At 60.4% G+C, this 24,584-nt stretch carries 24 protein-coding genes, 1 tRNA gene and 1 pseudogene; 10 read left to right on the forward strand and 16 right to left on the reverse strand.

The features are described from left to right. Positions 1–9: 9 nt before the first annotated feature. Positions 10–1,779, reverse strand: a complete 1,770-nt coding sequence (locus tag ACORQT_RS20115; protein ID WP_164057117.1) for an ABCB family ABC transporter ATP-binding protein/permease — start codon at positions 1,777–1,779, stop codon at positions 10–12. 181 nt (positions 1,780–1,960) lie between these two features. Between ACORQT_RS20115 and ACORQT_RS20120 the strand changes: the two genes are divergently transcribed. Further along, on the forward strand, positions 1,961–2,818 hold the full coding sequence (locus ACORQT_RS20120) for an AraC family transcriptional regulator (RefSeq protein WP_033652160.1): 858 nt from the start codon (positions 1,961–1,963) through the stop codon (positions 2,816–2,818). A 33-nt stretch (positions 2,819–2,851) separates the two neighbouring features. Here ACORQT_RS20120 and actS read toward each other — a convergent pair whose 3' ends face one another. Continuing rightward, positions 2,852–3,607: an amidase activator ActS gene (actS, locus tag ACORQT_RS20125; RefSeq protein WP_033644792.1), complete on the reverse strand. Its 756-nt coding sequence runs from the start codon at positions 3,605–3,607 to the stop codon at positions 2,852–2,854. A 149-nt stretch (positions 3,608–3,756) separates the two neighbouring features. On the opposite strand from actS, the gene ACORQT_RS20130 reads away from it, so the two are divergent. The 6 genes and pseudogenes from ACORQT_RS20130 to ACORQT_RS20155 all read left to right on the forward strand — a co-directional run bounded on the left by ACORQT_RS20130 (position 3,757) and on the right by ACORQT_RS20155 (position 9,564). Continuing rightward, positions 3,757–4,326: an HdeD family acid-resistance protein gene (locus ACORQT_RS20130; RefSeq protein ID WP_042785303.1), complete on the forward strand. Its 570-nt coding sequence runs from the start codon at positions 3,757–3,759 to the stop codon at positions 4,324–4,326. Positions 4,327–4,462: 136 nt separating this feature from the next. Continuing rightward, positions 4,463–4,801, forward strand: coding sequence for a hypothetical protein (locus ACORQT_RS20135; RefSeq protein WP_164057103.1), 339 nt, complete (start codon positions 4,463–4,465; stop codon positions 4,799–4,801). A 259-nt stretch (positions 4,802–5,060) separates the two neighbouring features. Continuing rightward, positions 5,061–5,675 carry a 2OG-Fe dioxygenase family protein gene (locus ACORQT_RS20140; RefSeq protein WP_223524591.1) on the forward strand — a complete coding sequence of 205 codons (615 nt, stop codon included), beginning with the start codon at positions 5,061–5,063 and terminating at the stop codon, positions 5,673–5,675. After that, a pseudogene (locus ACORQT_RS20145) lies at positions 5,672–6,905 on the forward strand (cysteine desulfurase-like protein). Before ACORQT_RS20140 ends, ACORQT_RS20145 begins: the two are co-directional and overlap by 4 nt. 149 nt (positions 6,906–7,054) lie before the next feature. Further along, positions 7,055–7,402 carry a hypothetical protein gene (locus ACORQT_RS20150; RefSeq protein WP_052752701.1) on the forward strand — a complete coding sequence of 116 codons (348 nt, stop codon included), beginning with the start codon at positions 7,055–7,057 and terminating at the stop codon, positions 7,400–7,402. Between the two features lie 164 nt (positions 7,403–7,566). Then, the gene (locus tag ACORQT_RS20155) at positions 7,567–9,564 is read left to right on the forward strand and encodes a BCCT family transporter (protein WP_444859274.1); all 1,998 of its coding nucleotides are present in this window, start codon (positions 7,567–7,569) and stop codon (positions 9,562–9,564) included. 167 nt (positions 9,565–9,731) lie between these two features. On the opposite strand, the gene ACORQT_RS20160 is transcribed toward ACORQT_RS20155, so the two are convergent. The 6 genes from ACORQT_RS20160 to xerD form a co-directional block, all read right to left on the reverse strand. After that, positions 9,732–9,805: transfer RNA gene (locus tag ACORQT_RS20160), tRNA-Gly, on the reverse strand. 147 nt (positions 9,806–9,952) lie between these two features. Next, on the reverse strand, positions 9,953–11,470 hold the full coding sequence (gene lysS / locus ACORQT_RS20165) for a lysine--tRNA ligase (RefSeq protein WP_004931697.1): 1,518 nt from the start codon (positions 11,468–11,470) through the stop codon (positions 9,953–9,955). Positions 11,471–11,479: 9 nt separating this feature from the next. Beyond that, a protein-coding gene (prfB, locus tag ACORQT_RS20170) for a peptide chain release factor 2 (RefSeq protein ID WP_099783420.1) occupies positions 11,480–12,578 on the reverse strand; the annotation gives its coding sequence in 2 pieces (ribosomal slippage) (positions 11,480–12,502 and positions 12,504–12,578; 1,098 coding nt in all). Between the two features lie 168 nt (positions 12,579–12,746). Continuing rightward, positions 12,747–14,480 carry a single-stranded-DNA-specific exonuclease RecJ gene (recJ, locus tag ACORQT_RS20175; protein WP_033639478.1) on the reverse strand — a complete coding sequence of 578 codons (1,734 nt, stop codon included), beginning with the start codon at positions 14,478–14,480 and terminating at the stop codon, positions 12,747–12,749. A 6-nt stretch (positions 14,481–14,486) separates the two neighbouring features. After that, entirely contained in the window at positions 14,487–15,203 is a 717-nt protein-coding gene (dsbC, locus tag ACORQT_RS20180) for a bifunctional protein-disulfide isomerase/oxidoreductase DsbC (RefSeq protein WP_042785306.1), read from the reverse strand. A 26-nt stretch (positions 15,204–15,229) separates the two neighbouring features. Next, entirely contained in the window at positions 15,230–16,129 is a 900-nt protein-coding gene (gene xerD / locus ACORQT_RS20185) for a site-specific tyrosine recombinase XerD (protein ID WP_033644935.1), read from the reverse strand. Between the two features lie 106 nt (positions 16,130–16,235). On the opposite strand from xerD, the gene fldB reads away from it, so the two are divergent. Further along, complete coding sequence (gene fldB / locus ACORQT_RS20190) at positions 16,236–16,754, forward strand: flavodoxin FldB (protein ID WP_033635825.1); 519 nt, start codon at positions 16,236–16,238, stop codon at positions 16,752–16,754. A gap of 65 nt (positions 16,755–16,819) precedes the next feature. Here fldB and ACORQT_RS20195 read toward each other — a convergent pair whose 3' ends face one another. Together ACORQT_RS20195 and sdhE are read right to left on the reverse strand one after the other, a co-directional pair. Then, a complete protein-coding gene (locus tag ACORQT_RS20195; protein WP_042785308.1) occupies positions 16,820–17,242 on the reverse strand; it encodes a protein YgfX in 423 nt (140 codons plus the stop codon). Next, on the reverse strand, positions 17,223–17,489 hold the full coding sequence (gene sdhE, locus ACORQT_RS20200; RefSeq protein ID WP_019455657.1) for an FAD assembly factor SdhE: 267 nt from the start codon (positions 17,487–17,489) through the stop codon (positions 17,223–17,225). Before sdhE ends, ACORQT_RS20195 begins: the two co-directional genes overlap by 20 nt. 320 nt (positions 17,490–17,809) lie before the next feature. Here sdhE and ygfZ point away from each other — a divergent pair, with 320 nt between their 5' ends. After that, the gene (gene ygfZ, locus ACORQT_RS20205; protein ID WP_042785310.1) at positions 17,810–18,802 is read left to right on the forward strand and encodes a tRNA-modifying protein YgfZ; all 993 of its coding nucleotides are present in this window, start codon (positions 17,810–17,812) and stop codon (positions 18,800–18,802) included. A 38-nt stretch (positions 18,803–18,840) separates the two neighbouring features. Here the strand turns inward: ygfZ and ACORQT_RS20210 are convergent, their stop codons facing one another. Both ACORQT_RS20210 and trhA read right to left on the reverse strand, forming a co-directional pair. Then, complete coding sequence (locus tag ACORQT_RS20210; protein ID WP_042785311.1) at positions 18,841–19,338, reverse strand: DUF2165 family protein; 498 nt, start codon at positions 19,336–19,338, stop codon at positions 18,841–18,843. 150 nt (positions 19,339–19,488) lie between these two features. Next, positions 19,489–20,163, reverse strand: coding sequence for a PAQR family membrane homeostasis protein TrhA (gene trhA, locus ACORQT_RS20215; protein ID WP_164057100.1), 675 nt, complete (start codon positions 20,161–20,163; stop codon positions 19,489–19,491). A 183-nt stretch (positions 20,164–20,346) separates the two neighbouring features. Between trhA and ACORQT_RS20220 the strand changes: the two genes are divergently transcribed. Continuing rightward, positions 20,347–20,955 carry an HD domain-containing protein gene (locus ACORQT_RS20220; RefSeq protein WP_047573791.1) on the forward strand — a complete coding sequence of 203 codons (609 nt, stop codon included), beginning with the start codon at positions 20,347–20,349 and terminating at the stop codon, positions 20,953–20,955. Between the two features lie 40 nt (positions 20,956–20,995). Here ACORQT_RS20220 and rbsK read toward each other — a convergent pair whose 3' ends face one another. Genes rbsK through ACORQT_RS20240 form a run of 4 tightly spaced genes read right to left on the reverse strand, consistent with a single transcriptional unit; the run spans position 20,996 to position 24,574 of the window. Continuing rightward, positions 20,996–21,922: a ribokinase gene (gene rbsK, locus ACORQT_RS20225; protein WP_033644768.1), complete on the reverse strand. Its 927-nt coding sequence runs from the start codon at positions 21,920–21,922 to the stop codon at positions 20,996–20,998. Continuing rightward, the gene (gene alsK, locus ACORQT_RS20230; RefSeq protein WP_042785313.1) at positions 21,919–22,827 is read right to left on the reverse strand and encodes an allose kinase; all 909 of its coding nucleotides are present in this window, start codon (positions 22,825–22,827) and stop codon (positions 21,919–21,921) included. Before alsK ends, rbsK begins: the two co-directional genes overlap by 4 nt. 10 nt (positions 22,828–22,837) lie before the next feature. Further along, complete coding sequence (gene alsE / locus ACORQT_RS20235) at positions 22,838–23,509, reverse strand: D-allulose 6-phosphate 3-epimerase (protein ID WP_033644765.1); 672 nt, start codon at positions 23,507–23,509, stop codon at positions 22,838–22,840. Between the two features lie 30 nt (positions 23,510–23,539). After that, positions 23,540–24,574 (reverse strand): ABC transporter permease, encoded by a 1,035-nt coding sequence (locus tag ACORQT_RS20240; protein ID WP_042785314.1) that lies wholly within the window; start codon positions 24,572–24,574, stop codon positions 23,540–23,542. Positions 24,575–24,584: the final 10 nt, after the last annotated feature.

The following is a 24,584-nucleotide window of genomic DNA, read 5'->3' on the forward strand; positions in this document are numbered from 1 at the left end:
ACGGCAGCGTCAGCGCGGCTCCTGCTCTTCGCTGTACTGGGTTTGCCACATGGCGGCGTAGCGGCCGTTCGCCGCCAACAGCGCCTCATGCCCCCCGCGCTCGACGATCTCCCCCGCCTCCAGCACGATGATCTCATCGGCGTCCACCACGGTGGAGAGCCGATGGGCGATCACCAGCGTGGTGTGGTTGCGGCTCACCTCGCGCAGGTGCCCCTGGATTTCGCGCTCGGTCTGGGTATCCAGCGCGCTGGTCGCCTCGTCGAACACCAGGATGGCCGGATTTTTCAGGATGGTGCGCGCGATCGCCACCCGCTGCTTTTCACCGCCCGACAGCTTCAGCCCGCGCTCGCCCACCCGGGTGTCGTAACCGTCGGGCAGACCGACGATAAAATCATGGATATGCGCCAGCCGCGCCGCACGCTCGATTTCTTCATCGCTGGAGCCGGTTTTGCCATAGCCGATGTTGTAGCGCAGCGTATCGTTGAACAGCACCGTATCCTGCGGCACGATGCCGATCGCCTGCCGCAGACTGGCCTGGGTCAGTTGGCGAATGTCCTGGCCGTCGAGGGTAATGGCGCCGCCCTGCACGTCGTAAAAGCGAAACAGCAGGCGCGACAGCGTGGACTTGCCCGCGCCGGAGGCGCCGACCACCGCCACCGTGTGGCCCGCCGGAATGGTAAAACTCACCTGCTTGAGGATCGGTCGGCGCGTGTCGTAACCGAAGCTGACCGCGTCGAACCGCACTTCGCCGCGGTCGAGGCGCAGCGGCTGCGCATCCGGGCTATCGACGATCTCACGCTTTTCCTGCAGCAGATCGAACATGTTCTCCATGTCGATCAGCGCCTGGCGCACCTCCGAGTAGATAAAGCCGAAGAAGTTCAGCGGCTGGTACAGCTGCAACAGGTAGGCGTTGACCAGCACGAAGTCGCCGACCGTCATCGTCCCCTGCGTAATACCCTGCGCCGCCATGGCCATCATGACGATCAGCCCGATCGAGATAATGGCGGTTTGCCCCAGGTTGATCGCGGTAAAACTGAATTGGTTCTTGATGGCGGCGTATTCGTACAGCCGGCGCGACAGATCGAAGCGCTCAGCCTCGAACGCTTCATTGCCGAAGTACTTCACGGTCTCATAGTTCAGCAGGCTGTCGATGGATTTGCTGTTGGCATCGGCGTTGGCCTTGTTGAGCTCGCGGCGAAAGCGGGTGCGCCAGCTCACCGCCAGCACGGTGAACAGGATGTAGCAGCCGACCGTGGTCAGGATCGCCAACGCGAACCAGCCGTTCAGCATATGCCACATGACCGCCGTGACCAGCGTCAGCTCGAACAGGATCGGCACGATGGAGAACAACAATCGCGACAGCACCGTGGACACCGCCTGGGTGCCGCGCTCGATAGACAGCGACAGCCCGCCGGTCTGGCGCTCCAGATGAAAGCGCAGGCTCAGCGCATGCAGCTGGCGAAACACCCGCACGCCCAACAGGCGCGTGGCGTTCTGGCTGACGTGGATAAACATCACGTTGCGCAGTTCCTCAAACAGCGCGCCGCCCACCCGCGCCACGCCGTAGGCGACGATCAGCCCCAGCGGCACCGCCAGCATTTTCGCCGTCTCGCCGCTCAGCGCATCGACCATCGCTTTGTAGGCCAGCGGCACCAGCGTGGTGCTGACCTTGGCCGCCACCATGAACACGAAGGCCACCACCAGATACCCCCGCAGCCGCGGGTTGTCTTTCGGCCACAGATAGGGCAGCAGGAATTTCAGCAAGCGGGAACGATCCATCATGTAATATTCATCTTCTCGGTCGGGCTCGCGGCGCATGGCCGCGCGGGGGTTATGAGTTTGGCCTGGCCGGCGGCGAACGCCGCAGCCATTCCGTTTTCCTGCGATGGCAACTCAGCATCATCCGTCAGGAGAAGCGGCGGCGACTCGGGCAAAGTTCAGGCATGGAGGAGACAATCACATGACCCAGACGTATGCAAAGCGCTTTGCGCAGGTCTTTGACTATATCGACCGCCACCTGGACGAGGCGCTTACCGTCGACAAGCTGAGCGAAGTGGCCCATTTTTCGCGCTTTCACTTTCAACGCCAGTTTAGCGCGTATTGCGGCATCTCGGTGTGGCGTTATATCCAGTGGATGAGGCTTAAACGCGCCTCTTACCGCCTGGCGTATAACCCGCTGGAGCCGGTGATTGACATCGCGCTGGACGCCGGCTTTCAAAACCCGGAGTCCTTCAGCCGCGCCTTCAAACAGGCGTTCAGCCAAACGCCGAGCCAGTTTCGCAAACAGCCGGCCTGGATCGATTGGCAGCAGCGCTTTCCCGAACCGAAACACAGAAGGAAACACCCCATGAAGGTAGACATTGTCGACTGCCCGGCCACGCCGGTGGCGATGCTCGAACATCGCGGCCCGTCCGCGCTGGTCAATGAAACCGCCGCGCGCTTTATCGAGTGGCGTAAAACCAGCGGCCTGTCGCCGGTCAGAAGCAGCCGCACGTACGGCATCGCGCCGCACGATCCGGCCACCACCGAAGCGCAGGACTTCCGCTTCTACCTCTGCGGGGAGGTCACGGCGCCGATCCCGGAGGACAACGCCTTCGGCGTGGTGAACAGCATGCTGCCGGCCGGACGCTGCGCGGTGCTGCGCCATCTCGGATCGCTGGATGGGCTCTCGGAAAGCGCCCGCTATCTCTACAGCGAGTGGTTGCCGGCCAGCGGCGAGGAGCTGCGCGACTTTCCGCTCTATTTCCACTACCACAACTTCGTGCACGAGGTAGCGGAATATGAACTGGTGACCGATCTTTATCTGCCGCTGAAATAGCTGACATCCGGCCCGCAAGGAGCCGGATTGACGTTAACAGGACGGCGACGATCCCTGCGGCGGCAGATAGCGCTGCGGATCGAGCGCGGTGGCGCGGTAACGGATCTGGAAATGCAGGAACACCGAATCGGTGCCGGTGCTGCCCATGGTGCCGATCTTCTGCCCCGCTTTCACATCCTGGCCATTGCGCACCAGCGTGGTGTCGTTGTGCGCATAGGCGGTAATAAAGTCTTCGCCGTGCTTAATCATGATCAGGTTGCCGTAGCCGCGCAGTTGGTTGCCGACGTACACCACTTTGCCCTTGGCGGAAGCATAGATCGGCTGGCCGCGTTTACCGGCGATGTCGATGCCCTTGTTGCCGCCATCGGCATTGGAGTACGCCTGCACGATCCGGCCGCTGGTCGGCCAGCGCCAGCAACGTGCGGCGCCCGGCGGCGGCGTTTGCTTGGCGATCGCGGCGGAAGACGAGGATGTTTTACGGCGCGTAGCGGCGGTTTTGGTCGGCGCGCCGCCGCTCAGCCGCAGTTTTTGCCCCACTTCCAGATTATAGGGCGGGCGTATCTTGTTGATTCTGGCCAGATCGCCGACTTCGCTGTCGGTGATCCAGGCGATGTAGTACAGCGTATCGCCCCGTTTGACGGTGTAGGACTTGCCGGTGTAGCTGCCCTTCGGCAGTTTGTCGTAGTCGCGGTTGTAGGTGTTTTTACCCGAACACCCGGCCAACAGCAGCCCCAATGTCAGACACACCGCGATGCGGCGCCACCTTGCCAGCTTGCTTCCTGTGCTCAAATCCTGTCCCCAATCGTCTTTTCGGTTCTGATACGCGTCAGCCGCACAGTGTAACATTTGCGCCGGGTCAGTCAAAAACCCCCAGACGGTCTATGCTAAACAGGTAAGGATGACTGATTAATTACCCAACGACGAAATGGAGTACTGTCATGTTGAACCTCGACCGCAATAATCTGCCCCTCCTGAGCGAAGACCTGCTCAAAAAGCAACGCACCACCCTGCTGATCATCGCCTTCCTGCTGCTGGCGGGCGGCATACTGTGCCTGGTGAATCCTTTCGCCTCCGGCGCAGCGCTGAGCATCGTGGTGGGCGTCCTGCTGCTGTTGAGCGGCGCCGGGCTGATTATCGCCATGATAGCCAACCGGGCGCAGAATACCTGGCCGATGATCGGCGGCATTCTGCTGGGCGTGGCCTACCTGATTATCGGCTATGTGTTCATCACCAGCCCGCTGGCGGGCATTCTGGCGCTGGCGATCTACCTCGCCGTGCTGTTTGCGCTCGGCGGCATCGCGCGCCTGGCGGCAGGCTATATGCGCCGCGGCCTGCCGGGCAACTGGCTGCAATTCGTCATCGGCGTGCTCGATTTGATCATCGCCTGGATGCTGATCGGCTCAGGCCCGGCGGCGTCGGTGACGCTGGTGACGGCGATCGTCGGCATCGAGATGCTGGTCAGTTCCTTTGCCCTGTTCCAGGCGGCGAATCTGTTTAAACGCGCCTGATCGTAACGGCCCGCCGACGGCGGGCCGCCATCCCCTCCCCATTTGCAAACAAAACAAGGCGATACCCCCTCAGCTTGTCCGTGGTTATCTTCATCGGTAAGTGCCAATATAGGCGAAGACAAGGGAGCTGAAACCGATGACAACCCATTCCAAACCGTTGAACTCGCGGGAAGTCTGCCTGCAATTACGCCACTTCAACCAGGTAATCGGGCAACAATGCCGCAATATGGCGCGCCAAAAAACCGCTTGCCCGTGCTGCCTGACGGACATCGCCACCGGCTGCGACGCCGGTATCAAACTGTGTGGACAGCAGTTGGCCAGACCCAACCCGCAAACCCCGTTATTCCGGCAGATTCGCAACCTGCTGCTCGACCTGCGCGCAGAAGCGATAGGGGTTCACAGAATAGACGTCCTGAACCGCACCAATAACGAAATCTCCTGGCTGTTGCGCGAGCTTTATTTCGAGACATTCTGAACACGAGGGCCGCGCGCCCATCGCTTGATACCTGCCGGTGCGGGCAAGATGCCGCGCCGTTTCACCGCCGCACCAGCCGACTTTTCGCCACGTTATCTTTTTGCGCTCTCCCCACTTTACGACCGCCATCACACCTCGCCAACCCCACATTGCGTTGGTTATAGAGTCGTCTACAATTCAATCGAATTACCCCCTACAACATCAGAAATTATTATTATTAGAGGTGATTATGTTACAGAAACACGAAAACGTAATAAGTATGACTGTACTAAGCCCGCAAGCAACCCAAGAGCTGATGCCCTCATTTTCTTCCTTGCCCCACACGCAACATGCCGACGGCAAATATCGCCTGCGCCGTTATTCCGTCGTGAAATACCTCAACCCCAACATCGCCGAAGTGGGGCCGCGCACCTTCATGCAGTCGGATCAGATCAACCATTTCCAGGGCAACGTGGTGCGCCGCTTCGAGCCTATCGACAGCGCCGTGCTGCAGAGCGCCGGCATGGCGGAGATGTGCAACCTGTTTGCCGAAAACAACGAACTGCCGGAAGGCGCCGAGATAGAGATCCACCAGATGCGCGTGGTCGCCATCCAAAAAGATACGCTGGTGGCGCCGGAAGGCATTCACCAGGACGGTTTCGACCATATCGCGATGATCGCCATTCATCGCCACAATATCGTCGGCGGCGAAATCATGCTGTACGACGACAGCCGCCACGATCCTTTCTTCAAAAAAGCGCTGGCAGACGGTGAAGCCGTGCTGTTGGCGGACAGTAAACTGTGGCACAACGCCACGCCGATCAATACCGTAAGCCCGAATGAAGAAGGCTATCTGGATCTCTTCGTCCTCACCGCTCGGGGAGAGAAAGCATGACCTTTATCCCCGAGCTCGCCCGACGCCCAGTTCAGCGCCCTGTCCCGGCAGATCGACGGCAAACCGGCGATCTTTTTCGACGGCCCCGGCGGTGCGCAAGTTTCCCGGGGCGTGCTGGAAAAAATGACCGACTACCTGGGGAAGTACAACGCCAACCTGGGCGGGCACTACTTCTCCAGCCGGGTTACCGGCGAGGTGATGAGTCAGGCGCGCGAATCGGTGCGCGCCTTGTTAAATGCGCCGTCGCCCGACAACATCGTCTTCGGCATGAACATGACCACGCTGACCTTTCATCTCAGCCGCATCATCAGTCGCGATTGGCGGGACGGCGATGAGGTCATCGTCACCGCGCTGGATCACTACGCCAACGTCTCCAGCTGGCAGCAGGCCGCCGCCGACAAAGGCGCCGTGGTGCATCAGATAGCGCTGGAGAGCGCCGATTGTTCTCTCGACGCGGCAAAAGTGTGCGCGCGCATCAACGCCAACACGCGTCTGGTGGCGGTCAGCTACGCGTCCAACGTCACCGGCAGCATCGTCGATATAAAAACCATCGTTGAAGCCGCGCATCGGGTGGGCGCGCAGGTGTATGTCGACGCCGTTCATTACGCGCCGCATAACCTGATCGACGTGCAGGCGTTGGGATGTGACTTCCTGGTGTGCTCCGCCTACAAATTCTTTGGCCCGCACGTCGGCATGGCCTACATCGCGCCGCAGTGGCTGCAGCGCCTGCGTCCGTACAAAGTCGAACCGGCCACCGACGTCGGCCCCGGCCGTTTCGAGACCGGCACGCAGAGCTTCGAAGCGCTGGCCGGCGTCGCGGCCGCTATCGAGTATTTGGCGCAGTGGGGCACGCCCGGCGCGCCGTTAAGGCAGCGCTTGCAGGAGAGCTTCGCCGCCTACCACCGGCATGAAGAGGCGCTGTGCCGCCACTTTTTGCAACGGCTGCAGCAACTCGACGGCGTGCGGCTCTACGGCAATCCGCAGGCGGACAGCGCACGCCGCACGCCGACCTTCGCCCTGACCTTCAGCGGCCAGGCGCCCGACGCGATCGCCCGACGGCTGGGGCACCACAACATCTGCGCCGGCAGCGGACATTTCTATGCGCTGGGCCTGATTCAGCAACTGGGGCTGCAGGACGGCGGCGTGCTGCGCATCGGCATGATGCACTACAACACCCTTGATGAGATCGATACGCTGTTTGAAATACTCGCCAAGGAGATCCTCGGTTAATGCGCCATAACGGCCCGACCGGTTTTCCGGCGGGCCACACCGCATAAATAGCCGTGCGTGTCGCCGGAGGCGTTAAACGTGAATAACGCTCCCCCTGCTTGAGGGGTTGGGTAGAATAGGCGGGATTTTTTTGAAAAGGGATTTTTACGTTGAGAAAATATGCCGTTATCACCGCCGCGTTGATGATGTCTTCCTGCGCCACGCCGGAAAAGTGGGAAGCGCAAACGGCGGCTCCGACACCCCTTGAAGCCGCCAGAGCAAGCTGCCGACAAGAAGCCGAACAACGCTATCCCGTGAGCCTGTCTTTAGACACCCGCTCGCCTGTATTCTCCTCCATGAATATCAACGGTGCGGATATCCCCAATACTCACGGCGTCGTTTTTCCTTCGGACCGTAATGAAATGCGCAGAAAAGAACACGTTAATGCCTGCATGAAATTGGAGGGATGGGAAAATAAGAATAAGGTGACGGGGTTATTGGCCTTTTTATTTAACTAACGGCAACGTGAATTATTCGGAATTACCGCACAGAGACAGCGGTAATTCCGCTCTATAGAGCGGCGTCGGCCTCCTGCGCCAGCCCGACTATTTTGCTACGATATTACAGTCACCACCTTTCCTCCATTCAGGGCGATAATCAAACAAATGGAATAAATCAATTTATGAGTGAGAAAGACACCTCCTTAAATAAGCCGCAAAGCCATATCAACAAAGCGGTATTCTTCACCTCTGCAGTCCTCATTTTTCTTCTGGTCGCCTTCGCCGCCTTTTTCCCCGACGTCGCTGACAAAAACTTCAAGCTTCTGCAGCAACAAATCTTCACCAACGCCAGCTGGTTTTATATTTTGGCCGTGGCGCTCATATTGCTCAGCGTGACGTTTCTGGGGCTTTCTCGTTACGGCGACATCAAACTTGGCCCCGATCATGCGCAACCCGATTTTCGCTATCACTCCTGGTTTGCCATGCTGTTTTCGGCGGGGATGGGCATTGGTCTGATGTTCTTCGGCGTGGCGGAACCGGTTATGCACTATCTCTCGCCGCCGGTCGGCACGCCCGAGAGCATCGAGGCGGCCAAACAAGCCATGCGCCTGACCTTTTTCCACTGGGGGCTGCATGCCTGGGCAATCTACGCCATCGTGGCGTTGATTCTGGCCTTCTTCAGCTATCGGCATGGCCTGCCGTTGACTCTGCGCTCCGCGCTTTATCCGATCATCGGCGAACGTATTTATGGCCCTATCGGCCATGCCGTCGATATCTTCGCCGTCATCGGCACCGTATTCGGGGTCGCAACCTCGCTGGGTTATGGCGTGTTGCAGGTCAACGCCGGGCTTAACCACCTGTTTGGCGTGCCGATCAACGAAACCGTTCAGGTGATCTTGATCGTGGTGATTACCGGGCTGGCCACCATTTCCGTGGTTTCAGGGCTGGAGAAAGGCATACGCTTTCTGTCAGAGCTGAACCTCAGCCTGGCGCTGTTGCTCCTGGCCCTGGTCTTGCTGTTGGGGCCAACCGTCCTGCTGTTGAAATCCTTTGTGGAAAATACCGGCGGCTATCTGTCCGAGCTGGTCAGCAAGACGTTCAATCTGTATGCCTACGAGCCAAAATCCAGCAACTGGTTAGGCGGATGGACGCTGCTCTACTGGGGGTGGTGGCTCTCCTGGTCGCCTTTCGTCGGTATGTTCATCGCTCGGGTTTCCCGCGGCCGAACCATCCGCGAATTTGTCACGGGCGTGCTGTTCGTCCCGGCAGGCTTCACCCTCATGTGGATGACGGTGTTCGGCAACAGCGCCATTTACCTCATCATGGAACAGGGCGCGACAGACCTCGCCACTACGGTACAGCAAGATGTAGCGTTGGCGTTGTTTAACTTCCTGGAGCATTTCCCGTTCTCCAGCGTGCTTTCGTTTATCGCCATGGCGATGGTGATCGTCTTTTTTGTCACGTCCGCCGATTCCGGCGCCATGGTCGTAGATACGCTGGCTTCGGGCGGCTCCAGCAACACGCCGGTTTGGCAACGCATTTTCTGGGCGTCGCTGATGGGCATCGTCGCCATCGCCTTGCTGATCGCCGGGGGGCTCAGCGCGCTGCAAACCGTCACCATCGCCAGCGCATTGCCGTTCTCGGCCATCTTGCTGATATCCATTTACGGTTTGCTTAAAGCGCTGCGCCGCGACCTGACCAAGCGCGACAGCCAAAATATGGCCACCATCGCCCCCACCGCCGCCCGCAACCCCATTCCCTGGCAGCGCAGGCTGCGCAATATCGCCTATCTGCCAAAACGCTCGCTGGTTAAGCGCTTTATGGATGAGGTTATCCAACCGGCCATGACGCTGGTGCAGGAAGAGCTGAGTAAACAAAACACGCTCAGCAGCATCAACGCCACTGCGGAAGACCGCATTCGTTTCGAGGTCGATTTGGGCGATGAGCTTAACTTTATCTATGAAGTCAGACTGCGCGGCTACAGCTCGCCGACCTTCGCCCTGGCCGGGCTGGATAATGATGAACAGCAAGCCGAGCAGCACAAATATTATCGCGCGGAGATCTACCTGAAAGAAGGCGGCCAGAACTACGATGTCATGGGCTGGAATCAGGAGCAGTTGATCAACGATATTCTCGACCAGTACGAAAAGCATCTGCATTTCTTGCATCTGGTGCGCTGAATGCCGACATGCCGTCCCCTGGGGCGGCATTTTTTTGCCCTGCCTTCCTCCCTGCGGCGCTGATGATGCGGGTGGGATGGCGGGCGACCAGAAATAATGCTTACATGTGCAAAGGATTGGGTTGGGGTAACGTTTTGGAGAATCAGGATGCTTTTATGAGGGGGTACTGGAGCGGGTGAAGGGAATCGAACCCTCGTATGCAGCTTGGGAAGCTGCCGTTCTACCATTGAACTACACCCGCATCGGTGTGCGACAGGCATTATAACCGGTTATCGGCGGCGGGCAAGCGGAGATGGCGCGTAACTGTCGATGTTTTAAGCGGTTAAGTCCTGCAGACGAAAAAAAACCGGCGCAGTTGCCCGCACCGGTTGTTGCACGCTAAACGCGATTATTTCTGCGGGCGCATCGCCGGGAACAGAATCACGTCGCGGATGGTGTGGCTGTTGGTGAACAACATCACCATACGGTCGATGCCGATGCCCAGACCGGCGGTCGGCGGCAGGCCGTGCTCCAGCGCGGTGACGTAGTCTTCGTCGTAGAACATCGCTTCGTCGTCGCCGGCGTCTTTGGCGTTCACCTGATCGGCAAAGCGCTGCGCCTGGTCTTCGGCGTCGTTCAGCTCGGAGAAGCCGTTGCCGATTTCACGGCCGCCGATGAAGAACTCGAAGCGGTCGGTGATTTCCGGGTTCACGTCGTTGCGGCGCGCCAGCGGCGACACTTCAGCCGGGTACTCGGTGATGAAGGTCGGCTGAATCAGATGGCTTTCCGCCACTTCTTCGAAGATCTCGGTCACGACGCGGCCCAGGCCCCAGCTCTTCTCAACCTTGATGCCGATGGATTCCGCGATGGCCACCGCTTTGCCCATGTCGGCCAGGTCAGCCAGATCGGTTTCCGGACGGTATTTCTTGATCGCCTCGGTCATGGTCAGCTTCTCGAACGGCTTGCCGAAGTCGAACACTTCGTCGCCGTACTGCACCTGAGAGGTGCCCAGCACTTTCTCGGTCAGGGTGCGGAACAGCGTCTCGGTCAGCTCGATCAGGTCTTTGTAATCCGCGTAAGCCATATAGAGTTCCATCATGGTGAACTCTGGGTTGTGACGCGGAGAAACGCCTTCGTTGCGGAAGTTGCGGTTGATTTCAAACACGCGCTCAAAGCCGCCGACCACCAGACGCTTCAGATACAGTTCCGGCGCGATGCGCAGGTACATGTCGATATCCAGCGCATTGTGGTGGGTGATGAACGGACGCGCCGACGCGCCGCCCGGGATCACCTGCATCATCGGGGTTTCGACTTCCATGAAGCCGCGTTCCACCATGAAGTTACGGATAGCCGACATCACCTGAGAACGCACCTTGAAGGTGTTGCGCGATTCTTCGTTGGCGATCAGATCCAGGTAACGCTGGCGGTAACGGGTTTCCTGATCCGCCAGGCCGTGGAATTTGTCCGGCAGCGGACGCAGCGCTTTGGTCAGAAGACGCAGTTCGGTGCAGTGGATCGACAGTTCGCCGGTCTTGGTTTTGAACAGCTTGCCGCGCGCGCCGAGGATATCGCCCAGGTCCCACTTCTTGAACTGCTCGTTGTACACGCCTTCAGCCAGATCGTCGCGCGCGACGTACAGCTGAATGCGGCCGCCCACGTCCTGCAGCGTAACGAAGGATGCCTTGCCCATAATGCGGCGGGTCATCATGCGGCCGGCGACGGTCACTTCTACGCCCAGCGCTTCCAGCTCTTCGTTGTCTTTATCGCCGTACGCGGCGTGCAGTTTGTCGGAGGTGGAGTCGCGACGGAAGTCGTTCGGGAACGCAATGCCGTTCTCACGCAGGCCGGCCAGTTTCTCGCGGCGGGACTGCAGCTCGTTATTGAGATCCAGCGCCTGATCGGCGCCCTGTACTTGTTGTTCAGACATTTCTATTCCTCATAACCCGGCTTTCAAACTTGCCTCAATGAATTTATCCAGGTCGCCATCCAGTACGGCCTGCGTGTTACGCGTTTCGACGTTGGTGCGCAAATCCTTGATGCGGGAGTCATCCAGCACGTAAGAACGGATTTGGCTGCCCCAGCCGATGTCGGACTTGTTGTCTTCCATCGCCTGTTTATCAGCATTTTTCTTTTGCATCTCAAACTCGTACAGCTTGGCTCGCAGCTGTTTAAACGCTTGATCCTTGTTCTTATGCTGAGAACGATCGTTCTGGCACTGCACCACGATGTTGGTTGGCAGGTGAGTAATACGTACGGCGGATTCGGTTTTGTTGACGTGCTGACCGCCCGCACCGGAGGCGCGGTACACGTCGATGCGCAGATCCGCCGGGTTGATATCTATGTCGATATCGTCGTCCACTTCCGGGTAGATGAACACCGAACTGAACGAGGTGTGGCGACGGCCGCCGGAGTCGAACGGGCTCTTGCGCACCAGGCGGTGAACGCCGGTTTCAGTGCGCAACCAGCCGAACGCGTAGTCGCCGATGATCTTGATGGTGGCCGATTTCAGGCCCGCAACGTCGCCGTCGGACTCTTCGATCACTTCGGTCTTGAAGCCCTTGGCTTCGGCCCAGCGCAGGTACATGCGCAGCAGCATGCTGGCCCAGTCTTGCGCTTCGGTGCCGCCGGAGCCGGCCTGAATGTCCAGATAGCAGTCGGCGCTGTCGTATTCGCCAGAGAACATGCGGCGGAATTCCAGCTGCTCGAGCTTGGCGATCAGTTGATCGAGTTCGGCGACCGCTTCGTTGAAGGTCTCTTCATCGTCTGCTTCCACCGCCAGCTCCAGCAGACCGCTGACGTCTTCGCTGCCCTGCTGCAGGTGATCGATGGTTTCAACGATGGCTTCCAGCGCGGCGCGCTCTTTGCCGAGCGCCTGTGCGCGCTCCGGTTCGTTCCAAACGTCCGGCTGCTCCAGCTCGGCGTTGACTTCTTCTAGGCGTTCCTTCTTGGCATCATAGTCAAAGATACCCCCTAAGAACCGCAGTCCGCTCGGACAGGTCCTGAATTCGGTTTTTTACCGGGTTAATTTCAAACATGGTTTTGCGTTCTTTTACGTTGATGTCGTCGATGGCGGAATGCCATTGGAACCGCTAATTCTAACGGATCCGGGCGGCAGTTTATAGCGAGTTGGTCAGTTTTTGTGGCGATCGGGAAGGATGCCGGGGATTGGAGAGCCCAATCCCCGAGTTGTGTTCAGTTTCGCCTCAGCGCGGCCAAAGGTGCTGGATCAGCAGTTGCACGTTGCGGTTGCCGCGAAACTCGTTGACGTCGAGTTTGTAGGCCAGTTCCACTTCGCGCACGCTGCTGTCCGGCCACAGCGTGGTGTCCACGTTGAACGCGATGCCGTCGAGCAACGGGCCGCCGCCAAGCGGTTCCACCATCAGCTTCAGGTGTTTCTCACCCACCAGCCGCTGCTGCAGGATGCGGAACTTGCCGTCGAAGGTCGGTTCCGGGAACGCCTGGCCCCACGGGCCGCCCTCGCGCAGCAGCTCCGCCGTCGTCAACGACAGCTCCTGCATCGCCAGTTCGCCATCGGACCAGATCACCCCTTCCAACATCGCCGGATCGAGCCATTCGCCCACCAGCTCGCCGAAACGCTGGCGGAACTCGTCGAATTTAGCCTCTTCCAGCGACAGCCCGGCCGCCATCGCGTGGCCGCCGAACTTCATCATCAGCCCGGGGTTCAGCATATCCAGCCGCTCCAGCGCGTCGCGCATGTGCAAGCCGGGCACCGAACGGCCGGAGCCTTTCAGGATGCCGTCGCCCGCCGGCGCGAAAGCGATCACCGGACGGTGGAAACGCTCTTTGATGCGCGAAGCGAGGATGCCCACCACGCCCTGATGCCATTCCGGATGATACATCGCCAGCCCGTAAGGCAGCTCGGTGCTGGTGCGCTCCAGCTGATCGCACAGCTGCAGGGCTTCCACCTGCATGCCCTGCTCTATCTCGCGTCGCGTCTGGTTCAGCGCATCGAGATCGTTGGCCAGCATGCGCGCCTGCGCGATGTCGTCGCTCAGCAGCAGCGCCACACCGATCGACATGTCGTCCAGCCTGCCGGCGGCGTTGAGCCGCGGGCCGAGGGCGAAACCGAGATCGTTGGCCGCCAGTTGGCGGGCGTCGCGGTTGGCCACTTCGAGCAGCGCGCGGATGCCCGGTCGGCATTTGCCGGCGCGGATGCGGTTTAATCCCTGATACACCAGAATGCGGTTGTTGGCGTCCAGCGGCACCACGTCGGCCACGGTGCCGAGCGCCACCAGATCCAGCAGTTCCGCCAGATTCGGCATCGCCAGCGCGCGCTGCTCGAACCAGCCGCTGTCCCGCAGCCGGGCGCGCAGCGCCAGCATCAGGTAGAACGCCACGCCTACCCCCGCCAGCGATTTGGACGGGAAGGCGCAGCCGCGCAGGTTGGGGTTAACGATCGCTTCAGCCGCCGGCAGGGTCTCGCCCGGCAGGTGGTGATCGGTCACCAGCACCTGCATGCCTTTGGCGTGCGCCACGTCGACGCCGGCGTGGGAGGAGATGCCGTTATCGACGGTAACAATGAGTTCTGCGCCGCGCGCCGCCGCCTGCTCCACCACTTCGGGGCTCAGGCCGTAACCGTCTTCGAAACGGTTAGGCACCAGATAATCGACGGCTGCGCCGCCCATGCTGCGCAGCGCCAGCACCGTCAGCGCGGTGCTGGTGGCGCCATCGGCGTCGAAATCGCCCACCACCATGATGCGGCGACCGTCGGCCAGCGCTTGCTGCAACAGGCTGACGGCGTCGTCGATGCCGTCCAGCTGTTGCCAGGGCAGCATGCCCTTAACGCCGCGCTCCAGCTCTTGCTCAGCCTGCACGCCGCGCAGGGCGTAAAGCCGGCGCAGAAGCGGCGGCAAACTGGCGGGAAGATGCGTGTCGTCCGCCGCCGGGCGGCGGCGTAGTTGCGTTTTGATACTCACCGGCGATTAACCACCGGCTTTGGTGGCGGCCTGATGCGCGTCCAGCATGGCGGCCATCTCTTTCGGCCCCTGATAGCCCGGGATCATCATGCCGTTTTCCAGGATGATGGCCGGCGTGCCCTGAATGCCGAACTGCACGCCCAGCTCGTAATGCTTGCTGATGTCGGTTTTGCAGGTCGCCGGAGAAACGGCGTCGCCCTTCATGGCGGCGTCGAACGCCTTGGCCTTGTCGGCGGTGCACCAGATCGACTGCATGTCTTTTTCAGCCTGGGAAGCCAGCCCCTGGCGCGGGAACGCCAGGTAACGCACGGTAATGCCCAGATCGTTGTACTCTTTCATCTGCTGATGCAGTTTGTGACAGTAACCGCAGGTGATATCGGTGAACACGGTGATCACGTGTTTCTCTTTCGGCGCTTTGTAAACGATCATCTGATCTTTCAGCGCTTCCATCTTGGTGCTCAGCAGTTGGTTGGTCACGTTGACCGGCTCTTTGCCGCTGACGTCGAACAGCGGGCCCTGCAGGATGTGCTTGCCGTCTTCGGAGGCGTACAGCACGCCGCTGTCGGTCAGCACGGTTTTCAGACCGTTGACCGGCGAAGGCTGCACGTCCGCCTGCTGAATGCCCAGGCTGGCGAGCGCTTTTTTGATCGCCGCGTCATCGGCATGAGCGGCGCCGGCCACCGAAGCCACCAGCAGAGAGAGCAGCATTAAACCTTTTTTCATTGTTCCAATCCTTTCGAACCCGCCGCTCAGGCGCGCGGGTGATGCTGTTGATGTAGCTGTTTCAGTCGTTCGGTCGCTACATGAGTATAAATTTGCGTGGTCGAGAGATCGCTGTGGCCTAACAACATCTGTACGACACGGAGATCGGCCCCATGGTTCAGCAAATGGGTGGCGAACGCGTGCCGCAACACGTGCGGCGACAGACGCTCGCTGTCGATGCCCGCAAGGATGGCATAGTGTTTGATGCGATGCCAGAACGTCTGTCGGGTCATTTGCTGACACCGGTTGCTGGGGAACAGTACATCCAGCGTCTGGCCGTTGACCAGCCACGGGCGACCGTGCTCCAGATAATTTTCGATCCAGTAGACCGCTTCTTCGCCCAGCGGCACCAGCCGCTCCTTGTTGCCCTTGCCGATCACCCGCACCACGCCCTGACGCAGGCTGACATCGCTGATGTTCAACCCCACCAGCTCAGAGACCCGCAGCCCGGTCGCGTACAACACCTCGAGCATCGCCTTGTCGCGCAGCTCCAGCGGCTGATCGACGCAGGGCGCCTGCAGCAGCGCATCGACCTGTGCCTCGCTCAGATCCTTCGGCAAACGCTGCGGCAGCTTCGGGGAAGCCAGCTGTGCGGTGGGATCGTCGGCGCGCAGCTTTTCGCGGTACAGATACTGAAACAGGCGACGCATGGCGCTCAGCAAGCGCGCGGAGCTGGTGGCCTTGTAGCCGCCGTCCACCCGCTCGGCGAGAAACGCCTGCAGATCCAAGGCCTGAGCCTGCAGCAAGTCGGTGTTTTGCTGGCCAAGCCAGGCGCCCAGGGCCTGCAAATCCAGCCGGTAGGAGGCCAGCGTATTTTCCGCCAGATTGCGCTCAAGCCACAGCGCATCCAGGAATTGTTCAATCAGCGCATTGTCTTGCTGTTGCACGCGGTCCTCTCTTCGTTGCATTTCCACCCGCGCCATTATGCCTTAAGCCGACGCAAATCAGGTATACTCGCTGCAATTCTCTAAACAGCAACGTAACGGTTTACACATGAAGATTGGTCTGTTTTACGGCTCCAGCACCTGCTACACCGAGATGGCGGCAGAAAAAATCCGTGAGATTCTGGGTGAAGACCTGGTCGACCTGCACAACCTGAAAGACGTCTCGCCCAAGCTGATGGAGGACTATTCCATTCTCATCCTCGGCATCCCGACCTGGGATTTCGGCGAACTGCAGGAAGACTGGGAAGCGATCTGGCCGCAGCTGCCGGCGCTGGATCTGAAAGGCAAGATCGTCGCCATGTACGGCATGGGCGATCAGCTCGGTTACGGCGAGTGGTTCCTCGACGCGCTGGGTATGCTGCACGATCACATCGCGCCGCTGGGCGTGCAGTTCATCGGCTTCTGGCCAACGGAGGGCTTCGAGTTCACCAGCCCCAAACCGCTGAGCGCCGACGGCAAACACTTCGTCGGCCTGGCGCTCGATGAGGTCAACCAATACGATCTGAGCGAAGAGCGCCTGCAGCAATGGTGCGAACAGATCCTGTTGGAGATGGAGCCGCTGCTGTAGCCGCTATCGGGCGATCTTCCCCAAACGCCGAGCGCCGGCGGAATGATTCGCGCCGGCGCCCCCTATCAGTCTTGTTCGCCGTCACCCGCCGGCGGATACAGCAACAGCTGCCGCAGGTGGCGCCACTCCTCTTTGCTCATGCAGTCGGAAGCCAGCCACAGCCGACGGCGCTTTTTGCCCTCCATAGGCTGTAACGTCAGCAGCAGGCCGTAGCCCGGCATCCAGGGCTTTTTCGCCAGCCGCCATTCTCGGCCGTGCCAGCTGAAACGCCTGTCCGCCAGCAGCCGCAGTTCACCCTGCACCGCAGCGATGCGCTTCTGGCTGCGAATGCACTGAAACACCACCAGCGTCAGCAACACCAGCCAGAGCGGACCAAAGCCTTCCGGCCAGGGCGAAATCAGGATCAGCAGGATCAGGACGCCGTGGGTCAACAGAGAGAACAGCTGGGTGCGCCAGGAAATGCGGATATCACATCGCCACTGGGCCACGATCTTTATTTCGCGTTTGGATCAGGGTCACCATTCTTTGCAGCTCGCTGTCCTGCGGCGCGCCATGATTCATCAGCCAGTTGAACAAATCGGGATCGTCGCACTCGAGCAGACGGATGAACAGTGCCTTGTCCGCGTCATTCAGGCTGTCGTATTCGTATTCGAAGAACGGCATGATGGAGATGTCCAGCTCGCGCATGCCACGACGGCAAGCCCAGTGAATACGTGCTTTGTTGTTAATATCCATGTTGTTATGACTCACCTCTTTTCAGCGCGGCAGCGCCAGCGCAGGGTTCAAATGACACACTGTATGGCAACGCCGTCGCAATATAATTCCATCAACCGGGGATCTGTCTGCAAGGGTGCCCTGGCCGCAAGCCTATAGAGTAACAATTTGACATACACGCCGGGAAGGCGCTTTGTGGCGGAAAACGCAATAAAGCGCAAAATGCCAAAAAAAGCGCCCCCCGGCGCCGCGGCGCGAATAACAGTTTGCAAAGCCCGCCGCCTCTTTTACCATGGGTTCAATACCCTTCAGGTAAGCTAAACGTTGAGCAGGAACTTACTATGGCGCATAACATTCCATTCCCACCCCGTCAGCCCTCCGCTTCCACCCATCTGCCCCTGACGCTGATCTCGCTGGAAGATTGGGCGCTGGTGACGCTGAACGGGCCGGACGCGGTGAAATATCTCCAGGGCCAGGTGACGGCGGACATCGACGCGCTGGCGGCCGATCAACACGTGCTGTGCGCCCACTGCGACGCCAAGGGCAAAATGTGGAGCAACCTGCGTCTGTTCCACCGTGGCGAAGGCTTCGCCTATCTGGAGCGCCGCAGCGTGCTGGACAGCCAACTGGCTGAAATCAAAAAATATGCGGTGTTTTCCAAAGTCACCATCGCCGCCGATAATGACGCGGTATTGCTGGGGGTCGCCGGTTTCCAGGCGCGCGCCGCGCTGGCGGGCCTGTTCGCCACGCTGCCGAGTGCCGAGCACCCGGTGGTGCAGGAAGGCGAAACCACGCTGCTGCACTTCGCTGCGCCGGCGGAACGTTTTCTGCTGGTGACCCGCCCCGCCGTGGCCGAACAGCTGATCGGCAAACTGCATGATCAGGCGGAACTGAATGACAGCAGCCAGTGGCTGGCGCTGGAGATCGAAGCCGGTTATCCGATTATCGACGCCGCCAACAGCGCGCAGCTGATCCCGCAGGCCACCAACCTGCAGGCGCTGGAAGGCATCAGCTTCAGCAAGGGCTGCTATACCGGCCAGGAGATGGTGGCGCGCGCCAAATTCCGCGGCGCAAACAAACGCGCGCTCTACTGGCTGGAAGGTAAAGCCGCTCGCGCCCCGCAGGCGGCGGAAGATCTGGAGCTGCAGCTGGGTGAAAACTGGCGCCGCACCGGCACCGTACTGGCGTCGAGCCAATTGGCCGACGGCACGCTGTGGGTGCAGGTGGTAATGAACAACGATTTGGACGCCGACAGCAAGCTGCGGGTGCGCGACGATGTCGCCAGCCAGTTGGCGATCAAACCGTTGCCCTACTCGCTGGCCGAAGAGAAATAATTCGTCGGCCGCAGGCGCCCTGCCTGCGGCCATCTTCGTTACTCGTCCAACTCCCCGTCGCGCTGCACCAGATAAATCAGCACCAAAATGATGGTGATGAAGAAACGAAAGGCATCGGGAACGCCGTTCCACTGCTTCGACATCCACATGCCGAACCACTCGCCGCCTATCGACATGAAACCGACCTGCCAGGTGAGGAAGCCCAGCGTCAGGCCGACCACCGCCAGCTTTTTGCGGCCGTTAAAGGCCCTGGCGGGCAGTTTCAGGCCGCCCAACAGTCGCAGGCCGCCGATCCAGCACAGCAGCGCGGTCAGGCTTTCCAGCACAATGATGAAAATATAACCGGCGTGATGCAGCCACGGCGTCTGTATCGAGCGATAGCCGATGGTGGCGTCGGGGAAAATCGTGTCCATCATAAAGACATGGCGCACGAAGGCGAAGTTGGAGCCGTAGTCGGTGATGTTGCCGAAGGCGACCAGCGAAGCGAACAAGGCGATAGCGCAGACCAGCAGCGCTTTGGATAAGCGAACGATCATCTTGGTGAGTCCTGAACAGAGGTTAAAGAAACGGTATGCGGGCTCAGAAATGAAGGAACGGGCTTGCTGGATACCCGAAAGAAGCAAGCGCCTCTTTTTTAAAACAAAAGAGGCGCCAGTTCAATACGCATTCAGACGTAGCGGCAACGCTTAGACGTACAGGTAGATCGCCATGAAATGGCAGGCGCTGCCGCCGAGCACAAAGCCGTGCCAGATGGCGTGGCCAAAGCGAATGCGCTTGGAAGCGTAGAAAATCACGCCCAGGGTATAGACCACCCCGCCGATCGCCAGCAGGGTGACGCCGCCGGCCTCCAGCCGCGTGACCAACTGATAAATCACGATCAGCGACAGCCAGCCCATCGTCAGGTAGGTCACCAACGACAGGGCTTCAAAACGGTGGGCGAAGGCCAGTTTGAACAGCACGCCGAGCAGCGCCAACCCCCAGATTACCGCCATCAATCCCTTCGCCAGCGGCGAATCCAGCCCCACCAGCAAAAACGGCGTGTAAGTGCCGGCAATCAGGAGATAAATGGCGCAGTGATCGAACTTTTTCAGCCAATGCTTGGCCTTCTGATGCGGAATCGCATGGTACAGCGTGGAAGCGAGAAACAGCAGGATCATACTGCCGCCGTACAGGCTGTAACTGGTGATGGCCGTCGTATCGGCGCCGGTATTCACCGCCTGCACCAACAGCAACACCAGGCCGACGATGCCGAACACCAGCCCGATGCCGTGGCTGATGCTGTTGGCGATCTCTTCCGCCCACGGATAAGCCGCGGCGACAATCTTATTGGTCCCGGCTTTCACTACGTCCGTTTTCCCCATAACGCGCAACCCCTCAAAATGCCCTGCTTTGTTCGAAATTAACGCAAAGCAGCTTAACTGAGAATAATTCCAGTGTACACGTGTACGCTAAAATAAAAATGTGAACGCGTGTAACCATCGAAATCCCCTGCCCGGTGGTCTACAATCGTCAGGCTTCAACCCACCCACCTTGAGGTTTACACCATGTCATCCGCTGTACCCGCGTTAGATTTCGGTTCAATGACCCAGGCCATCCAGTTCCTGATGGAAATCGATAAGTTGAAAGGCGTGCAACGCCGCACCAAAGTACTGGGCACCCAGCGCCAGGAAAACTCCGCCGAACACAGTTGGCACTTCGCCATCGCCGCCATGAGCCTGGCCCCGTACGCCGGTGATGACGTAGACATTCAGCGCGTGATCCAGATGGCGCTGCTGCATGACATCGTGGAAATCGACGCCGGTGACGTACTGGTCTACGATCTGGCCGCCCGCGCGGCGATCCACGATCAGGAAGTGGCGGCGGCGCGCCGTCTGTTCGGCATGTTGCCGCAGACACAGCGCGAGTATTTCACCGCTTTATGGCAGGAGTATGAAGATGGCGAAAGCGCCGATGCCCGCTTCGCCTTGCTGCTGGATCGCACCATGCCGATGCTGATGAACCTGCACAACGAAGGCCAGAGCTGGGTGGAAAACGGCATCAGCCTGGAGCAGGTACTGTCGCGCAATGCGGCGATCGCCGACGTGCATCCCGAGCTGTGGCGCCACCTGGAGCAACATCTGCGGGACGCGCAGCGCAAAGGCTGGTTGAAATAAGGGAACCGGGCTGCCGCCTCCGCGCCGCAGCCCGTTATCGTCACGCGAACGTCCGTTGGCGTTCCAACGCCTCCTCATAGCTCGGCATCGATCCCGCCGCACCGGCGCGCTCCACGCAGACCGCCGCATAGGCGGCGGCAAAGCGCACCGCCTCGGCTAACGGCACCTGATTCGCCAGCTGCGCCGCCAGGGCGCCGTTAAACGCATCGCCCGCGCCGGTGGTGTCTTTCGGCTGTGCCGGAAACGCCGGGATCAGTTCGCTGTTTTCCCCGTCCGAGAACAACGCCCCCTGCGTGCCCAACGTCACGATCAGCAAACGAATGCCCTTGGCGTGCAACACCTGCGCTGCCTGGCGCGCCGAAGCCACATCGCGCACCGGCACGCCGGTCAGCAACGTGCACTCGGTGGCGTTGGGCGTCAGCAGATCGACCTGCGCCAACAGGCTGTCCGGCACCGGCTGAAACGGCGCCGGGTTGAGTATGATGAACGTTTGCGCTTCGCGGGCAATGGCGATCACCTGCTCGATCGCCGGCAGGTTGTTCTCCAATTGAGTCAGCAGAATATCCGCCGCGGCGATCGCCGGCCGGCACTGACGCACCTCGTCTTCGCTGACCGTCAGATTGGCGCCGGGATCGACGGCGATCATGTTTTCCGCATCCTCGCCGGCAACGTAGATAAGCGCATTGCCGGTGGGGCAATCGCCGGTAGAGAACAGCGTCACCGCATCGAAACCGGCGGCGGCGAGGTGGCGCCGGGCGAACGTGCCGAAGTCGTCGCGCCCCACCTTGCCGATATAATGCACCCGCGCTCCGGCGCGCAGCGCGGCGGTCGCCTGGTTGGCACCCTTGCCGCCCGCCCCCATCATGCTGTTGCGGGCGATCAGCGATTCGCCGGGCTGCGGAAAGCGCGCCATGCCGGCGACGATATCCAGGTTGAACGAACCGAACACGCAGACTTTGCCTTTCATTGCTGGTACTCCCTGCTCAATTGGAGGTGGCGCCGGGCGGCCAGACAGGCGCCTTTGCTGCCGGTTTCATCGCTGAGGCGGCTGACGGAGATCGTCAGCCCCTGCGCCGGCTGCGGCGCGCGCAGATGACGGCGGATCTCTTGCTCCAGCCGCACCAGCGGAAAACCGCGCATGGCGATCACGCCGCCGCCCAGGATCAGGCGCTGGGGGTCGATCACGTTCATTTCGACGGCGATGGTCTGCGCCAATCGCTCGACGAAGCGCTGCAGATCCGGATGATCGCCGTGGCGTTCGAACAGCCGGTCAAACGGCGTTTGCGCCGCGTTGGCGCGCGCCCAGCCGGTTAGCCAGTGACCGGACGTCAGACTCTCGACGCAGCCCCGTTTACCGCACGGGCATTCGCCCTGATGGCCCGGCCAGGGAATGTGCCCCAGCTCGCCGGCGGCGCCGTGCGCGCCGTGGTAAAAATCGCCGTTCAGCCACAGGCTGTTGCCCATGCCGGTGCCCAGATACAGCCCGACCGCCACCTGCGGCAACGCCGGCAGCTGCTGCAGATCCCACCACAGCAGATGATTGACGTCCTTGTCCATTCGCACCGGCAGCGCCAGCAAATCGGCCAACAGCGCCGCCACCGGCTGAGCGTCCAGCGCCGGGATAAACGGCAGCGACAGCACCCGCGAGCGATCGCGGCTGAGGATCCCCGGCAGCCCCAGCATCACCTGCGCCACCTGACGATCTTGGCAATGTCCGGCGATCAGCCGGCCCAACACCGCCAGCGGATCGGCCTGCCGCGCCCAGTCGGCGGTCGCTATCTTGCGGTAACCGCTGAATTCACCTTCATCATCCATCAACAGCAGGCGGGTATTGGTGCCGCCGACGTCAACGCCAAGAAAATACCGCATCATGTCCCCCGCCTCAGGCCGCCTGCCGCATCTGATCCAGCATTTTTTCCCATGCCGTCTCCAGATCCGGATCGAGATTGAACAGCCCGGAGCTGCCGACGATCAACACTTCTGCACCGGCGCCCATCAGATCGCGGTAAGTGCGCTGGTTGCAGGATCCGTCGATCTCGATCAGATAGCGCAGATTTTGTTGGCTTTTCAGATCGCGCAATTGGCGGATCTTTTCCAGCATTTCGGGAATGAACGGCTGCCCGGCATAGCCCGGATCGACGGTCATGACGGTGACCTTGTCCAGCAGGTGAAGGTAGTGACGAATAAACTCCACCGGCGTGGCCGGGTTCAGCACCACCCCCACTTTTTTGCCCAGCGCGCGGATTTGATTGATCACCCGAAACGCGTCGCGGTTGATGGTTTCAGCGTGCGGGCAGATAAAGTCCGCGCCGGCGCGGGCGATTGGCTCGATAAAGTCGGTCGGGTTCTCCACCATCAGATGCACATCCAGCAACAACGAAGTGTGCGGGCGGATCTGTTCGATAAAGAACGGCGACAGCGTGATGTTTTTAACGTAATGCCCGTCCATGATGTCGATATGCAGCATATCGGCGCGGCGGTTCAGCACCGCCAATTGCTGGCGGATATCCATCAGGTTCATGCACATCAGTGAAGGCGAAATCTGGTATTTCATTAGCGTTATCCTGCGCAAAAGGGAAAAGGATCAGTGGCCCGCCGCGGTTCTGGCCTGGGCCGCGCTGCGGCGCATCGCCCGCCGCTGCCGATAGCGATGCCGGAAAAACTTCAGCGCCAGCACCGCGATCAGCACGGCGCCCCACATCGCCAGACTGAAATGCGGGCTGACGTTCATCAGATTCAAACCGGTCGCGATCACCTGTAGCACGATTAGCGCCAGCACCACGCCGCTGACCCGGCCAAAACCGCCGAACGGATCGGTGCCGCCCAGAATGATCGCCAGCACCGTCAGCAGCAGGTAAGAGTCGCCGTAGCCCATGCGCGCCGAGTTGAAGCGCGCCATCATCACCAGCCCGGCAATGACGCACAGCAGGCTGGAGAGGGTGTAAATGGCGATCAGCACCCGATGGGTATTCACGCCGCTGAAGTGGGTGGCGTTGATGTTGCTGCCGCTCATGTAGATGCATTTGCCGAGCCGGGTTTTCTGCAGGAACAGTGCCAGCAAGGCGGCGACCACCAGGAAGATCCACAGTGGCACCGGCACGCCCAGCACGCTCTCGGCGCCGATAAACCGCACGATCTCCGGCATGCCGCTCAGGGCTGCGCCGCGCGTCAGGTAGATGCCGATGCCGTTGACCGTGGTCATGGTGGCCAGCGTCACCAGAATCGGGTGCGCGCCGACGTAGGCCACCAGTGCGCCGGTCGCCGCGCCGATAAGCCCGGCCAGCAGCATCGCCGCCGCCAGCGCCAAGGCCAGCCACAGTGCCTGCAAGCCCAGCCCGGCGTCCGCCGGCAGGTAGCTGATGAACAGCCAGGCCATCAGCAGGCTGGTCAGGTTGGCGCTGGCGATAATGCACAGGTTCAGGCCGCCGCTGAGGATCGGAATGAACATCGCCAGCGTCAGCAGGCCCAGCTCCGGCAGCTGGAAGGCCACGCTGGTGAAGGTGGCGCCGCTGAAGAAGCGCCCCGGCATCAGCAGGCTGAAGGCGAGCACCACCGCCAGCAGCAAGGCCAGCAAACCGACGGCGGCCCCGTCCAGACGAAATTTCAGGTTCTTGCCCATCAAGCGCTCC

Origin of the sequence: Serratia sp. (in: enterobacteria) (assembly GCF_052400455.1) — a bacterium.
Taxonomy (GTDB): Bacteria; Pseudomonadota; Gammaproteobacteria; order Enterobacterales; family Enterobacteriaceae; genus Serratia; species Serratia ureilytica.